Raw genomic sequence first — 15,665 nt, forward strand, 5'->3', positions numbered from 1 at the left:
CCAAAATTGCAAACTTGGCCTTGGGAACGATGACATCCAACCGTTTTGACAACGGTAAACGGATGCGAAATGGTAACGTTACAGGCCAATTCAATGGGAGACGGAAATGACATTCTACAAGAGCAACTCTGATCTTGTTCCCGGCCACATCCGTGATCTGGCGAAGAGCGCCGGGTCCGGGGAGATGGACCGCCGCGAGTTTCTGGCACTGGCGAGTGCCTTCGGCGCCACGACGGCGATGGCCTATGGCATGCTGGGGCTGGTCGCCCCGACCGAGGCCCTGGCGCAGGAGCCCAAGAAGGGCGGCGTCATCCGCGTTTCCATGTTCGTGAAGGATCAGAAGGATCCGCGCAGCTATGACTGGCCGGAAATGGCCAACGTGACGCGCCAGTTCCTCGAGCCGCTGGTCAAGTACACCCGCACCTTCACCTTCGAGCCGGCCCTGCTCGAAAGCTGGGAAATCAACGACGACGCGACCGAGTACAAACTCAATGTGCGCAAGGGCGCGACCTGGAACAACGGCGACGAGTTCAACGCCGACGACGTCATGTTCAACCTGCTGCGCTGGTGCGACGCTGCCGCCGAAGGCAACTCGATGGCCGCTCGCATGGGTGCGCTTGTCGATCCGGCGACGAAGAAGGCCAAGGAAGGCGCGATCACCAAGGTCGACGACCACACGATCACCATCAAGTTCCCTGCGCCGGACATCACCTTCATTCCCGGCGTCTCGGATTATCCGGGCATCATCGTCCACCGTGACTTCGAGAAGAACGGCTCCAACCTCGTCAGCCATCCGATCGGCACCGGGCCCTTCGAGCTGGTCTCCTATGACGTCGGTTCGAAGGCCGTGCTGAAGCGGCGTGAAAACGGCAAGTGGTGGGGCGGCGAAGCCTATCTCGACGGCATCGAGTTCATCGACTACGGTCCCGATCCGTCTGCTGCCGTCAACGCCTTCGAAGCGGGCGAAGTCGACACCAACTACGAAACCGTGGCCGACTATGTCGACATTCTCGACGGCCTTGGCCTGGTGAAGTCGGAAGTCGTGACTGCCGCGACCATCGTTGCGCGCTTCAACGTCAACAACAAGCCATACGAGAACCAGAAGGTTCGCAACGCGATGCAGATGGCGGTCGACAACGCCACCATTCTGCAGCTTGGCTACGGCGGCCGGGGCACGGTGGCGGAAAATCACCACGTTGCACCGATCCATCCGGAATATGTCGAGCTGCCGAAGAAGGCCCGCGACGCCGCCGGTGCCAAGAAGCTGATGGAGGAGTCGGGTCACGCGGACTTCGAGCACGACCTCATCACCACCGACGAGGACTGGCACAAGAACACCGGCGACGCCATTGCCGCGCAGATCCGCGAGGCCGGCATCAAGGTCAAGCGCACGGTGCTGCCGGGCTCGACCTTCTGGAACGACTGGACCAAGTATCCGTTCTCCATGACCACCTGGAACATGCGGCCGCTCGGCGTGCAGATCCTGGTGCTCGGCTACAAGTCCGGCGAAGCCTGGAACGAAAGCGCATTCTCCAATCCGGACTTCGACAAGAAGCTGACCGAAGCCACGGCGCAGCCCGATGTCGACAAGCGCAAGGTGCTGATGAAGGATCTCGAGCAGATACTTCAGGACTCGGGCATCCTGATCCAGCCCTATTGGCGGTCGCTGTTCAACCACTCCGCCGCCTACGTGAAGAACCACGGCATGCATCCGACCAACGAGCACGACTTCTACAAGGTCTGGCTCGACAAGGAGGCCTAAGCGGTCCACTGTTGAAGGGGGGGACGTTCGCCGTCCCTCCCACTGTTCGCCAGGCAGTCCCGGTGATGTCGGGACCACCTGATACGAAGCCCAACCCAGTAGCAGGCAGGGGGCGACAGTGCTTTCATTCATCCTCAGGCGCCTCGGCACCATCGCGCTGACGATGCTGTGCCTGACGCTCGTCGTCTTTTTCCTGATCAACCTCGATCCCAACCTGAAGAAGTTGGCGATCAGCCAGACCGAGATGCGCTCCACCACCGAGCAGCTCGAAAGCTGGCTGCAGCGCAACGGCTACCGGCAGAACTTCTTCGTCCGCTACGGCCAATGGCTCGGCGTGATGCCGAAGCAGCCGAACATCGACCCGGCAACAGGCCAGGCCGTGCCGCGCTTCTCCTTCTGCAACGAGCCCTCGGTGCCGCAATTCTCCGGCGTGCTGCAAGGCGATTTCGGCTGCTCGACCAAGTTCAAGACCACAGTTGCGTCAAAGCTGTTTCCGGCACTCGGCGCCACCGGCATCCTGATGTTCTGGGTCATGGTGACGATGGTGCCGATCGCGCTGTTGATCGGCATCTTCGCCGGCATGCGTGAGGGATCGCGCACCGACCGCACGCTGTCGGTGGCCTCGATCGCCACCACGGCAACGCCCGAATATGTGTCCGGCGTCATCTTCACTGTCATCTTCGCCTCATGGCTGGGCTGGTTCAACGGCTCGGCTGCGAGCGCCACCTCGCAGGGCATCACCTTCTACAATTTCACCCTGCCTGTGATGACCATGGCGATCTACGGCATCGGCTACATCGCCCGCATGACCCGCGCCTCGATGGTCGAGGTCATGACCCAGCAATATATCCGTACCGCCCGGCTCAAGGGACTGAGTTTCGGCAATGTCGTGGTCAAGCATGCGCTGCGCAACGCGCTGATCGCGCCGTTCACCGTCATCATGCTGCAGTTCCCGTGGCTGCTCACCGGCGTGGTCATCGTCGAGGTGATGTTCCGCTACCAGGGGTTTGGCTTCACGCTGTTCGAGGCCGCCGGCAACAACGACATCGACCTCCTGCTCGGCTGCTCGCTGGTGTCGGTGTTCATCGTGCTCATCACCCAGCTCATCTCCGACATAGGCTACGCCTATCTCAATCCCCGCATCCGGGTTCAGTAGGGAGACGGCCGCATGCAGATCGAATATATCGGCGCCTTCCAGATCTTCCTTGGCGTGCTTGCCCGCTTCTGGCCGGTGTGGCTGGCGATGGCCATCGTGCTGGCCGCCAGCTTCAATTTCCGCAAGAATCTCGGCCTCTACGGCCAGCTCTACGATTCCGGCGTCGGCATCGCCGGCCTGTTCATCTGCTTCTTCTGGCTGTTCACCGCGATCTTCGCGACCCAGGTCGCGCCGTTCGACCCGCTCAGCCAGATTCCGGTCATGAAGGATGCGCTGCCCGGCGCTGTCGAGCCGGCATCCGGGCTGACCTACCTCTTCGGCGGCGACAAGCTGGCGCGCGACGTCTTTTCGCGCATGGTCTATGGCAGCCAGATCGTGCTGATCATCGCACCTGCGGCCACCATGTTCGCGGTGATGGTCGGCATCACGCTCGGCCTGCCGGCGGGCTATTACGGCGGGCGCATCGACTCCGTCCTGTCGTTCCTCGCCAACCTCGTGCTGGCCTTCCCGGTGATCCTGCTGTTCTACCTGCTGGTCACGCCTGGGATCATGGACACGCCCATCCCCTATGCGCTGGCCGGGCTGTTCTTCCTGTTCCCGATCATCTTCTTTTCGGTGCTGTTCTACACCCGCTTCAAGGACCGGCCCGACCGCATCTATCTCCTGCTCGGCATCACGCTGTTGTTCGGCGGCTGGATCTACGCCGGCCTCGTCTTCAACGCAGATCCGTTCGGCATCGTCTCGATCGAGCCCAACCAGCTCAATATCTTCGTCGCCGTCGTCTTCGCCTCCAGCCCCGGCGTGTTCCGCATCGTCCGCGGTCTCACCATGGACATCAAGACGCGCGACTACGTGGCGGCGGCCCAGACCCGCGGCGAAACGCCGTGGTACATCATGCTGTGGGAGATCCTGCCCAATGCTCGCGGGCCGCTGATCGTCGATGCCTGCCTGCGCATCGGCTACACCACCATCCTGCTCGGCACGCTCGGCTATTTCGGCCTCGGCCTGGCGCCCGAAAGTCCCGATTGGGGCACGGCGATCAAGGATGCCAGCCGCCTGTTGCGCTCCTTCATTCATCCGGCACTGCCGCCGACAATTGCGCTGATGTCCTTCGTGCTCGGCCTCAACCTTCTTGCCGATGCGCTGCGCGAACAATCGATGAAGGACTGAGGGAGAGCGTCATGAACGAGACCGTCAGAAACGCTGCCGCCGAACCGATCATCGAGATCGAAAACCTGTCGATCTCGTTCTTCACCCGCCGCGGCGAAATCCCTGCGGTGATGGATTTTTCCTGCACCGTCATGCCGGGCGAGGCGATGGGCATCGTCGGCGAAAGCGGCTGCGGCAAGTCGACCGTGTCGCTCGGCATCATGCGCGACCTGTCCAATATCGGAAAGATCGTCGGCGGCCGCATCAAGTTCCAGGGCAAGGACATGGGCGACATGTCCGACGAGGAGCTGCGCTCCATCCGCGGCAACAAGATCGCCATGATCTACCAGGAGCCGATGGCCAGCCTGAATCCGGCGATGAAGGTCGGCCAGCAGCTGATGGAAGTGCCGATGATCCACGACAAGGTGTCGAAGGAAGAGGCTTACCAACGCGCACTGGAAATGGTCCGCTCCGTCAAGCTGCCCGACCCCGAGCGCATGATGCGCTCCTTCCCGCACCAACTCTCCGGCGGCCAGCAGCAGCGCATCGTCATTGCCATGGCGCTGCTGTCCAATCCGGCGCTGCTTTTGCTCGACGAACCGACGACCGCGCTCGACGTCACCGTCGAGGCCGGCATCGTGCAACTGGTCAAGGGGCTCGGCAAGCAGTTCGGCACCTCGATGATCTTCGTGTCGCACAATCTCGGGCTGATCCTCGAGACCTGCGACCGCATCACGGTGATGTATTCGGGCGAGGCGGTGGAGACCGGCTCGATCAAGGACGTCTTCGATCGCATGCGCCACCCCTATACGCAGGGGCTGTTCCGCTCGATCCCGCTGCCCGGCGCCGACAAGAATTCGCGGCCGCTTGTCGCCATTCCCGGCCAGTTGCCGCTGCCGCACCAGCGCCCCAAGGGCTGCAATTTCGGTCCGCGCTGCCACCACTTCGTCGAGGGCCTGTGCAACGCCGACGAAATCCCGATGATCCCGGTAGCCGGCCATGCCGGCCATTTCAGCCGCTGCGTGCGCTTCAACGAGATCGACTGGACGGCCATGCCGCCAGGTGCCGAAAAGAAGCACGCGCCGGTCAAGCCGGGCGCGCCGGTGCTGAAGATCGACGACCTGAAGAAATACTACCGCGTCGGCGGCAGCGAAGTCTTCGGTTCGAGCGAGGGCAGGGTGGTCAAGGCCAACGAGACCATCAGCTTCGAGGCGCGCGAATCCGAGACCGTCGCCATCGTCGGCGAGAGCGGCTGCGGCAAGTCAACCTTGGCCAAGGTGCTGCTCGGCCTCGAGACGGCAAGTTCCGGCAAGGTGCTGCTCGGTAACAAGGAAATCCAGTCGACCGGCATCGAGGACCGCGACGTCGCTACCGTGTCGGCGATCCAGATGGTGTTCCAGAACCCGTTCGACACGCTGAACCCCAGCCATTCGGTGGGATCGCAGATCGTCCGTACGCTGGAAAAGTTCAAGATCGGCAAGACCGCCTCGGACCGCAAGCAGCGCATGCTGGAGCTGCTGGACCTCGTCAAGCTTCCCCGCGCCTTCGCCGAGCGCATGCCGCGCCAGCTGTCGGGCGGGCAGAAGCAGCGCATCGGCGTTGCCCGTGCCTTTGCCGGCGAGGCCAGGGTAGTGGTGGCCGACGAGCCGGTGTCGGCACTCGACGTCTCCGTCCAGGCGGCAGTCACCGAGCTTTTGATGGACATCCAGCGCAAGTCGAAGACGACGATGCTGTTCATCAGCCACGACCTGTCCGTGGTGCGCTACATCGCCGATCGCGTGGTGGTCATGTATCTCGGCCACATCGTCGAGCAGGGCACCACCGACCAGATATTCTCGCCGCCCTACCACCCCTATACGGAGGCACTGCTCTCGGCGATCCCGATTGCCGATACGTCGGTGGTGAAAAAGCACATCGTGCTCGAAGGCGACATTCCCTCGGCGATGAACCCGCCGTCGGGCTGCCCGTTCCAGACACGCTGCCGCTACAAGAGCCAGGTGCCGGGCAATCTGTGCGAAACGCAGGTGCCGCCGGTGCGCGAGCTGGGCGATGGCCACCAGATCAAATGCCACCTGCCGCCAAGCGTCTTCGACGCCATGGAGCCGGTCATCAGCATGGGCAAGGGTGCTGCACCTGGCGCGCACGATGTGACGCCGGAAGCGTGAGGGGGCGAGGGGCGTGGAGAGGTTTTCCACGTTGTAGCTCCTGAATTTTCACCGTCGCGATCCTTCGCACCCCCCTCTGGCCTGCCGGCCATCTCCCCCACAAGGAGGGAGATTAGTCGCGTCGCCGGCGGCGCTCGTCCTGCAACATCGCAAGGATAAGCCTTGCGATGTTGGCGATTAGCTGCGGCGCTGATGACGGCGTGATCTCCCTCCTTGTGGGGGAGATGGCCGGCAGGCCAGAGGGGGGTGCGAAGGATCGCGACGTCGGCGATTGGCTGTCACCATCTGTCACCAACCCGTGTGGATAGCCGCTCCCGCTTTTCCACACCCCTATCCACCTCCCGTATCCTCATCCTCGCGATCTTCCACGGGACCCCGGTGCGCACCGGGCAGCGGGGGGAAGCGCCGGTGCCGGGCTGGCAGGAGGTCGGTTCTCCTGCTGGGTGATGAGCCCCCAAGCCCGGGCCTTGCGGCGGCTGGCGGTGAAAGCCGAGGCGACTGAGCGGGGCAAGCAACCGGGCGGGGCGCGAACGTCGCGCCACATACGGAAGGCACGGCCTCGCGCCCCGCTTCCCGAACTACCTCATCCTGAGCTTGTCGAAGGATGACAATGGCCAGACCGGCAACGGGGCGTGGCAAGGCGTGCACTTGCCTTCTCCCCTTGTGGGGTGAGGAGTGGTGGCCGAAGGCCAGGAAAAGCCAACGATTTGGCTTTTCCAACGACGAACGCCCGGAGCCATAGCGGAGGGCCGGGTGGTGGCCGAGCGAAGCGAGGTCGGATGAGGGGTGTTGGAAAGAATGAGAGGATGCCGAAGGACACACAGAATAGCGACCAACCTGAAAGGTCCCACTCCGTCCAACACCCCTCATGCGCCCCTTCGGCGCACCTTCTCCCACAAGGGCAGAAGGCCTGGCTGCCGCCCTGCCTCTCGCAACGGAAGGACTCACCCCTAAATCACCAAATCCTGACCAAAATAATCATCTTATTTTCTCGCAAAATCAAACACTTACGCTAAAAATTGACCAATTGATAAAAAAATAGAACGTGCTACGCTTCCTCAAAACCAAAAGAAATTGGGGAACTGGAATGGCAGAAGGTCTTTTCAAGGAAGGCATCGTCGGCGGCCGCCTTGCGCCTGCACAATACGCCGACAATTTTTCCGACCTGCACCCGCCGCTCGACCATCACGAAGCGCTGGTCGAGTCCGATCGTTGCTATTTCTGCTATGACGCGCCGTGCATGCAGGCGTGCCCGACATCGATCGATATCCCGCTGTTCATCCGCCAGATCTCGACCGGAAATCCGATCGGTTCGGCCAAGACCATCTTCGACCAGAACATCCTCGGCGGCATGTGCGCCCGCGTCTGCCCGACCGAGACGCTGTGCGAAGAGGTTTGCGTCCGTGAGGTTGCCGAGGGCAAGCCGGTACAGATCGGCCGCCTGCAGCGCTACGCCACCGACGTGGCGATGGAGCAGGGCAAGCAGTTCTATGAGCGTGCCGCATCGACCGGCAAGAAGGTCGCCGTCGTAGGCGCCGGACCGGCCGGTCTCGCCGCTGCCCACAGGCTCGCCCGCCATGGCCATGAGGTGACCATCCTCGAAGCGCGGCCCAAGGCCGGCGGTCTCAACGAATACGGCATCGCTGCCTACAAGAGCACGGACGATTTCGCCCAGGCCGAAGTCGACTACGTCACATCGATTGGCGGCATCGTCACCGAAAACGGCAAGGCGCTCGGGCGCGACTACCATCTCGCCGACCTTACCGCTTCCTACGACGCGGTGTTCCTCGGCCTCGGTCTTGCCGGCGTCAACGCGCTGCGTGCCGAAGGCGAGGATGCCTCGGGCGTCTCCAACGCGGTCGACTTCATCTCGGTGCTGCGCCAGTCGAACGACCTTGCCGGCCTGCCGGTCGGGCGCCGCGTCGTCGTCATCGGCGGCGGCATGACGGCTATCGACGCCGCCGTGCAATCCAAGCTGCTCGGCGCCGAGGAGGTGACGATCTGCTACCGCCGCGGCCAGGAGCACATGAACGCCTCGGCGTTCGAGCAGGATCTCGCCGCCGCCAACGGCGTCGTCATCCGGCATTGGCTGCAGCCGAAGAAGGTCATCTCCGACGGCGGCAAGGTGGTCGCCATCGAACTCGAATACACTGCGATGAAGGGCGACAAGCTCACTGGGACCGGCGAGATCGTCAGGCTCGCCGCCGACCAGGTGTTCAAGGCGATCGGCCAGAGCTTCGAGCCTTCGGCGCTCAATGGCAGCGGCCCTTCGGTCGCCATGGAAGGCGGTCGCATCAAGGTAGACGGGGAGGGACGCACGTCGCTCGCCAAGGTCTGGGCCGGCGGCGACTGCATTGCCGGAGGCGACGACCTGACCGTCTCGGCCGTGGCGCAAGGGCGCGACGCGGCTGAATCCATCAACCGCGCCCTGATCGGCTGAGGGAGGACAAGATGGCAGACATTCGCAACAATTTCGTCGGCATCAAGTCGCCCAACCCGTTCTGGCTGGCCTCGGCGCCGCCGACCGACAAGGCCTACAATGTCGTCCGCGCCTTCAAGGCAGGCTGGGGCGGCGTCGTGTGGAAGACGCTTGGCGAGGAAGGCCCGCCGGTGGTCAACGTCAACGGCCCGCGCTACGGCGCGATCTGGGGTGCCGACCGGCGCCTGCTCGGCCTCAACAACATCGAGCTGATCACCGACCGCGACCTGCAGACCAATCTGCGCGAGATCAAGCAAGTCAAGATGGACTGGCCCGACCGGGCCATCGTCGTGTCGCTGATGGTGCCTTGCGTCGAGGAAGCCTGGAAGGCGATCCTGCCGGTGGTCGAGGAAACCGGCGCCGACGGCATCGAGCTCAATTTCGGCTGCCCGCACGGGATGTCGGAACGCGGCATGGGTGCCGCTGTAGGCCAGGTGCCCGAATACATCGAAATGGTGGTGCGCTGGTGCAAGCAGAACACCCGCATGCCGGTCATCACCAAGCTTACGCCCAACATCACCGACGTGCGCAAGCCGGCGCGGGCGGCTCATGCCGGCGGCACCGATGCGGTGTCGCTGATCAACACCATCAACTCGATCACCGGCGTCGATCTCGACAGCTTCGCGCCGCAGCCGACCATCGACGGCAAGGGTTCGCATGGCGGCTATTGCGGCCCGGCGGTCAAGCCGATCGCGATGAACATGGTCGCCGAGATCGCCCGTGACCCGGAGACGGCGGGCCTGCCGATCTCGGGCATCGGCGGCATCACCACCTGGCGCGACGCGGCCGAATTCATGGCACTCGGCGCAGGCAACGTGCAGGTCTGCACCGCGGCCATGACCTACGGTTTCAAGATCGTGCAGGAGATGATCGCCGGTCTCGAAAACTGGATGGACGAGAAGGGCCACCGCTCGCTCGACGACATCGTCGGCCGCGCCACGCCCAATGTCACCGACTGGCAGTATCTCAATCTCAACTACGTCGCCAAGGCGCATATCGACCAGGACGCCTGCATCAAGTGCGGACGCTGCCACATCGCCTGCGAGGACACCTCGCACCAGGCGATCACCAGCATGGTCGACGGTGCGCGCCACTTCGAGGTAATCGAGGAGGAATGCGTCGGCTGCAACCTGTGCGTCAACGTCTGCCCGGTCGAGAACTGCATCACCATGGAGCCGCTGGCGGTCGGCGCCATGGACAAGCGCACCGGCAAGCCGGTGTCGCCGCACTATGCCAACTGGACGACGCATCCGAACAACCCGATGGCCAAGGTGGCTGCGGAGTAGGGGCGACAAGCCATGGACGACAGGAGCGAGATCGCAGAACTCGCTCTTGCCTGGGCGGAGGCGATCGTTACCAACGACGCCGCCGCCATTGGCCGCTTCATGGCCGACGAGTGGGTGATCGTCGGCCCCGACGGCGCGACCGCCAAGGCGGATTTCCTCGCTTCGGTTGCCTCGGGCGAGCTGACGCACGACATGATGCGAGCCGCCAGCGAGCCACGCGTCGAGATCTACGGCGCGACCGCGATCTACACGGCGCGCGTCGTCAACAGTGGACATTTCCGCGGTCAGGCCTTCGCTGCAGACGAATGGACCACTGACGTCTTCGTCCGGCGCGGGGCGAAGTGGCAGTGCGTGCTCAGCCACGCCACACCGGCGGTAAAGCAAGATACATCCGACTTCGAGTAGCCCCGCGAAGGCAATGTTCGCCTTCTAACTCACATACCTATTGTGGATATGAAATATCCATGATATGCCATATCCATGATTAGGAGTGGCGATCATGAAGCTGGGTGACGGCGTGGAGGCTGCGATCCATTGTGCGGCGCTGCTGGCGGGCGTCGACGGCGACGGCACGTTGCCGGGCAATGTGATGGCCGAGGCATTCGGGCTTTCGCCGAGCTATCTGCTCAAGCACCTCAAGGCCCTGACCGGCACGAAGATCCTGGAATCGGTACCCGGGCCAAGTGGCGGCTACCGGCTGGCGCGTTCGGCGGACAAGATCACGCTGCTCGACATCGTGCTCGCCATCGAGGGCAGGGAGCCTGCGTTCCGCTGCGGCGAGATCAGGCAGAAGGGGGCGTATTCGCTCGACCCGTCGGGCTATGTGAAGCCCTGCGGCATCAACGTTGCCATGCTCAAGGCCGAGCGGGCCTATCGCACCGCGCTCGCCGAGACGCGGCTCTCCGACATCGTCGCCGATTTCACAACGGATGCCGATCCGCGTGTCGTCGCCGCCAGTTGCGCCTTCGTGGCGCAGAACCAGCGGCCGCAGATTTCCAAGGCAAGAACCATCAACGAAAGGAAGATGCCATGAAACCCAGGCTGAACTTCTATACAGCTGCACCCGAACTGACGAAGCATCTGGTCGCGCTCAACAAGGCGGTCAACGAATGCGGGCTCGAGCACAGCCTGCTGCACCTGATCAAGCTCAGGGCGTCACAGATCAATGGCTGCTCCTATTGCGTCGACATGCACAGCCGCGAGGCAAAGGCAGACGGCGAGACCGAGCAGCGCCTCTGGCTCGTCGCGGCCTGGAAAGAATCGCCGCTCTATACCGAGCGCGAGCGCATGGCCTTCGCCTGGACCGAGACGGTCACCAGCATCGCCGACGCCGGCGTGTCAGCTGATCTTTATGCCGAAGCTCGCCAGCATTTCTCCGAGGAGGACCTAGTCAAGCTCACCGTGGCGCTGGGCATGATCAACACCTGGAACCGGCTTTGCGTCTCGTTCCATGCCGTCCACCCGGTGGGTGAAGCCAAGGCCGCCTGACCATCACAACAGACCGAAATCGGATTTGCGGCGGTCGCCCACGGGCGATCGCCTGGGAGAGACTGATGCTTGAACCTTCGATGCTGGCCTTTTTCGGCCGCCTGCTTCTAGGCGGCGCCTTCGTTTTCGCCGGGCTGCGCAATATCGCCAATGCAAGGCTTTTGGCCGGCATGATGGGCGCGCGTGGCGTGCCGCAGGCGCGGCTCGTGCTATGGGCCGGCATCGTGCTCCAGACCGTTGCCGGATCGATGCTGATTGCAGGGTTCCAAGCCCCGTATGCGGCCGCTGCCTTGATTGCCTTCCTCATCGGCGGAACCCTGATGTTCCACAATTTCTGGGATCATGTCGGGCCGGAACGCGCCGCGCGCATCAATGGCGTCGTTGGTAACGTTGCCTTGGCTGGCAGCTTTCTGTTCGTGATCGCGGCCGGCCAATAAGGGCTGCTGCCGTTGCCGAATTGATTCAGCCTTTCGGCCTAAGTCCTTCAACAAAAAGCTGTTCCAGGAAGCGGGCGGCATCTTCGAAGCGTCCCTCGCCACCACGGTCGGGGCCGAGGACGGCGCGGACCTGGACGTCGAAATCGGCATAGTGCTGGGTCGTCGCCCAGATGGCGAAAATCAGGTGCCAGGGATCGGCCTGGGCGACCTTGCCCGATCGCATCCAGCCCTTGATGACCTCGACCTTTTCGTCGACCAGTGTTTTCAGCTCGCCTTCGAGCATCGCCATGATGCGGGGCGCGCCCTGCAGGATTTCGTTGGCGAAGAGCCTGCTCTCGCGCGGAAAATCGCGCGCCATTTCGAGCTTGCGCCTGATGTAGCTCCTGAGCTCGGTCATCGGGTCGCCGATGTTGTCGAGTTCCTTCAGCGGCGCCAGCCAGGTTTCCAGCAGCCGGTGCATCAGCGTCTCGTGGATGTCTTCCTTGCGGCGGAAATAATAGAGCAAATTGGGCTTGGACATGCCCGCCGCTTCGGCGATCTGGTCGATGGTCGAGCCGCGGAAACCGTTGGTGGAGAATACTTCGAGCGCTGCTTCGAGAATGACCTCGCGCTTCTCCTTCTGGATGCGGGTGCGGCCGCGCGGTGTCGAGCCTTCCATGGTCATGATGTCCCGCATTCGAGGGTGCATACGGGATGCATCTGGACCAATCCGCTGGACCAGTTCTTGCCGACCTGTGGAGCGCGCCTCAGAAGCCGCATTTCCGGTAGTAATCCCTTGACCGCCGAAGCGGCGGTGCTAACGTTTGTCCAATCGGTCAAAAAATTGCGTAACACAAAAACGCACCGAAGACCAAGCGTTGGCCGTATCGAAACAGGGGAAGAAAGGAAAGCTTGGTCATGTCGGACAGGCTAAAAGTTACGCCCAACGATCTCAGCGCATTCTGGATGCCGTTCACTTCGAACAGGCAGTTCAAGCAGGCGCCACGCATGATGGTTGCGGCCAAGGACATGCATTACACGGCCAGCGACGGCCGCAAGATTCTCGACGGCACCGCAGGTCTCTGGTGCGTCAATGCCGGCCACTGCCGACCCAAGATCACCGAGGCGATCCAGAAGCAGGCCGCCGAGCTCGACTATGCGCCTGCATTCCAGATGGGCCACCCGATCGTCTTCGAACTGGCGAACCGCCTTGTCGACATCGCGCCCGAGGGCATGGACCACGTCTTCTTCACCAATTCCGGGTCGGAATCGGTCGAGACCGCGCTCAAGATGGCGCTGGCCTATCATCGTGTGAAGGGCGATGGCGCGCGTACCCGCCTCATTGGCCGCGAACGCGGCTATCACGGCGTCAATTTCGGCGGCATCTCGGTCGGCGGCATCGTCACCAACCGCAAGATGTTCGGCACGCTGCTTTCCGGCGTCGACCACCTGCCGCATACCCACCTGCCGGCCAAGAACGCCTTCACCAAGGGCGAGCCGGAATATGGCGCGGAACTCGCCGACGAGCTCGAACGCATCGTCACCCTGCATGACGCCTCGACCATCGCTGCCGTCATTGTCGAGCCGGTCGCCGGCTCCACCGGCGTGCTGATCCCGCCGAAGGGCTATCTGCAGAAGCTGCGCGATATCTGCACCAAGCACGGTATCCTTTTGATCTTCGACGAGGTCATCACCGGTTTTGGCCGTCTTGGCACGCCGTTTGCGGCCGACTATTTCGGCGTCATTCCCGACATCATCACCACCGCCAAGGGTGTGTCGAACGGCGTCATCCCGATGGGTGCGGTGTTCGTGAAGAAGGAAATCCACGACGCCTTCATGACCGGCCCCGAGCACATGATCGAGTTCTTCCACGGCTACACCTATTCGGGCAATCCGATAGCTTCGGCTGCGGCACTCGCCACCCTCGACACCTACAAGGAAGAGGGGCTGCTGACCCGTGGCGCCGAGCTCGCCTCCTATTGGGAAGAGGCGCTGCACTCGCTGAAGGGCGAGCCGCACGTCATCGACATCCGCAACATCGGCCTTATCGGCGCGATCGAGCTGTCGCAAATTGCCGGAGCGCCGACAAAGCGTGCCTTCTCTGCCTTCGTCAAGGCGTTCGAGCGTGGCGCACTGATCCGCACCACCGGCGACATCATCGCGCTGTCGCCGCCGCTGATCATCACCAAGGGCCAGATCGACGAATTGATCGATCACGTCCGCGAGGTGCTGAGGGCGGTCGACTGATCGACAGGAACTTGAACCCGGAGGGCGTCCATGCTCTCCGGGGAAAGCTCCGAGAGACAAAAGGGGGCCCGTCCAGCGGATGGGGCTCCGGGCGAAAGCCACCGAAGGAAATCCGGCGCCGGGAACCGCTGGGGTTTCCGGGCAGAACAAGAGAATGAGAGGACGTTGGCCATGGCCGCCCCAGGCGAGAATCTGCGAATCAATTCAGACCGTTTGTGGGATTCGCTGATGGAAATGGCGAAGATCGGCCCCGGCATCGCCGGCGGCAACAATCGCCAGACGCTGACCGACGAGGACGGCGAGGGCCGCCACCTGTTCAAGAAATGGTGCGACGCTGCCGGCCTTGAAACGGGCATCGACGAGATGGGCACGATGTTTGCCCGGCGCGAAGGCACCGACCCCGAGGCGCTGCCGGTCTATGTCGGCAGCCACCTCGATACCCAGCCGACGGGCGGCAAGTTCGACGGCGTGCTCGGCGTGCTTGGCGGGCTCGAAGTCATCCGCAGCCTCAACGACCTTGGCATCAAGACCAAACATCCGATCGTGGTGACCAACTGGACCAACGAAGAGGGTACCCGCTTTGCCCCGGCAATGCTCGCTTCCGGCGTGTTTGCCGGTGTGCTCGAGCAGGACTGGGCCTATGCGCGCCAGGATGCGCACGGCAAGCGCTTCGGCGACGAGCTGGAACGCATCGGCTGGAAGGGTGCGGAAAAGGTCGGCGCGCGCAAGATGAAGGCCTTCTTCGAATTGCATATCGAGCAGGGGCCGATCCTCGAGGACGAAGAGATCGAGATCGGCGTCGTCACCCACGGCCAGGGCCTGAAATGGCTGCAGGTGACGCTGACCGGTATGGAAGCGCACACCGGCTCGACGCCGATGTACAAGCGCCGCAATGCCGGGCTCGGCATGGCGCGGGTGACCGAGCTGGTGCACGAGGTGGCGATGGACTACCAGCCAGACGCCGTCGGTGCCGTCGGGCACATGGAGGTCTATCCCAACTCGCGCAATATCATCGCCGGGCGCACGGTGTTCACCATCGACATCCGCTCGCCGGACAAGGAGGTGCTGGACACGATGGATGCGCGTGTGCGCGAGGGCATCGCCACCATCTGCGAGGCGCTCGACATCACTTTCGAGATCGAGCAGGTCGGCCATTTCGACCCCGTCGCCTTTGACAAGGATTGCGTCAAGGCCGTACGCGATGCCGCCGACCGACTAGGCTACAGCCATCGCGACATCGTCTCGGGTGCCGGCCACGACGCCTGCTGGATCAACCGCGTGGCGCCGACGGCGATGGTGTTCTGCCCGTGCGTCGACGGGCTGAGCCACAACGAGGCCGAGGAAATCTATCCTGAATGGGCCGCCGCCGGCTGCGACGTGCTGTTCCATGCCGTGGTCGAGACTGCGGAGATCGTGGAGTGAGCTGCTCGGCTCCACAAGGAGGAGGGGAATTCGCGATCGCTGTGCCTTGCGTCTTTTGGCACTTTGCAGGCGATAGTGCGCTGATGGCGCAACGC

At 63.0% G+C, this 15,665-nt stretch carries 13 protein-coding genes; 12 read left to right on the plus strand and 1 reads right to left on the minus strand.

Features of this window, described 5'->3' with window-relative positions:
* The first annotated feature begins 106 nt into the window (after positions 1-106).
* The 10 genes from O1Y97_RS12255 to O1Y97_RS12300 all read left to right on the plus strand — a co-directional run bounded on the left by O1Y97_RS12255 (position 107) and on the right by O1Y97_RS12300 (position 11,922).
* Positions 107-1,762, plus strand: a complete 1,656-nt coding sequence (locus O1Y97_RS12255; protein WP_318761202.1) for an ABC transporter substrate-binding protein — start codon at positions 107-109, stop codon at positions 1,760-1,762.
* Between the two features lie 118 nt (positions 1,763-1,880).
* Positions 1,881-2,918, plus strand: coding sequence for an ABC transporter permease (locus O1Y97_RS12260; protein WP_108607574.1), 1,038 nt, complete (start codon positions 1,881-1,883; stop codon positions 2,916-2,918).
* A gap of 12 nt (positions 2,919-2,930) precedes the next feature.
* Positions 2,931-4,088 (plus strand): ABC transporter permease, encoded by a 1,158-nt coding sequence (locus tag O1Y97_RS12265; RefSeq protein WP_108607575.1) that lies wholly within the window; start codon positions 2,931-2,933, stop codon positions 4,086-4,088.
* A gap of 11 nt (positions 4,089-4,099) precedes the next feature.
* On the plus strand, positions 4,100-6,232 hold the full coding sequence (locus O1Y97_RS12270) for a dipeptide ABC transporter ATP-binding protein (protein ID WP_108607576.1): 2,133 nt from the start codon (positions 4,100-4,102) through the stop codon (positions 6,230-6,232).
* 1,087 nt (positions 6,233-7,319) lie between these two features.
* The gene (locus tag O1Y97_RS12275) at positions 7,320-8,672 is read left to right on the plus strand and encodes an NAD(P)-dependent oxidoreductase (RefSeq protein ID WP_318761203.1); all 1,353 of its coding nucleotides are present in this window, start codon (positions 7,320-7,322) and stop codon (positions 8,670-8,672) included.
* 11 nt (positions 8,673-8,683) lie between these two features.
* Positions 8,684-9,997, plus strand: a complete 1,314-nt coding sequence (gene preA / locus O1Y97_RS12280) for an NAD-dependent dihydropyrimidine dehydrogenase subunit PreA (RefSeq protein WP_318761204.1) — start codon at positions 8,684-8,686, stop codon at positions 9,995-9,997.
* Positions 9,998-10,009: 12 nt separating this feature from the next.
* Positions 10,010-10,402, plus strand: a complete 393-nt coding sequence (locus O1Y97_RS12285) for a nuclear transport factor 2 family protein (RefSeq protein WP_318761205.1) — start codon at positions 10,010-10,012, stop codon at positions 10,400-10,402.
* Between the two features lie 94 nt (positions 10,403-10,496).
* The gene (locus O1Y97_RS12290) at positions 10,497-11,030 is read left to right on the plus strand and encodes an RrF2 family transcriptional regulator (RefSeq protein ID WP_318761206.1); all 534 of its coding nucleotides are present in this window, start codon (positions 10,497-10,499) and stop codon (positions 11,028-11,030) included.
* Positions 11,027-11,485, plus strand: a complete 459-nt coding sequence (locus O1Y97_RS12295) for a carboxymuconolactone decarboxylase family protein (RefSeq protein WP_318761207.1) — start codon at positions 11,027-11,029, stop codon at positions 11,483-11,485. Before O1Y97_RS12290 ends, O1Y97_RS12295 begins: the two co-directional genes overlap by 4 nt.
* Before the next feature lie 65 nt (positions 11,486-11,550).
* The gene (locus O1Y97_RS12300; protein WP_318761208.1) at positions 11,551-11,922 is read left to right on the plus strand and encodes a DoxX family protein; all 372 of its coding nucleotides are present in this window, start codon (positions 11,551-11,553) and stop codon (positions 11,920-11,922) included.
* A gap of 25 nt (positions 11,923-11,947) precedes the next feature.
* Here the strand turns inward: O1Y97_RS12300 and O1Y97_RS12305 are convergent, their stop codons facing one another.
* Complete coding sequence (locus O1Y97_RS12305) at positions 11,948-12,580, minus strand: TetR family transcriptional regulator C-terminal domain-containing protein (RefSeq protein WP_183262328.1); 633 nt, start codon at positions 12,578-12,580, stop codon at positions 11,948-11,950.
* Between the two features lie 239 nt (positions 12,581-12,819).
* Here O1Y97_RS12305 and O1Y97_RS12310 point away from each other — a divergent pair, with 239 nt between their 5' ends.
* Positions 12,820-14,148 carry an aspartate aminotransferase family protein gene (locus tag O1Y97_RS12310; protein WP_318761209.1) on the plus strand — a complete coding sequence of 443 codons (1,329 nt, stop codon included), beginning with the start codon at positions 12,820-12,822 and terminating at the stop codon, positions 14,146-14,148.
* 171 nt (positions 14,149-14,319) lie between these two features.
* On the plus strand, positions 14,320-15,570 hold the full coding sequence (locus O1Y97_RS12315; RefSeq protein ID WP_318761210.1) for a Zn-dependent hydrolase: 1,251 nt from the start codon (positions 14,320-14,322) through the stop codon (positions 15,568-15,570).
* Positions 15,571-15,665 lie beyond the last annotated feature (95 nt).

This window comes from Aminobacter niigataensis, from assembly GCF_946995915.1.
In the GTDB taxonomy this organism is placed as follows: domain Bacteria; phylum Pseudomonadota; class Alphaproteobacteria; order Rhizobiales; family Rhizobiaceae; genus Aminobacter; species Aminobacter niigataensis.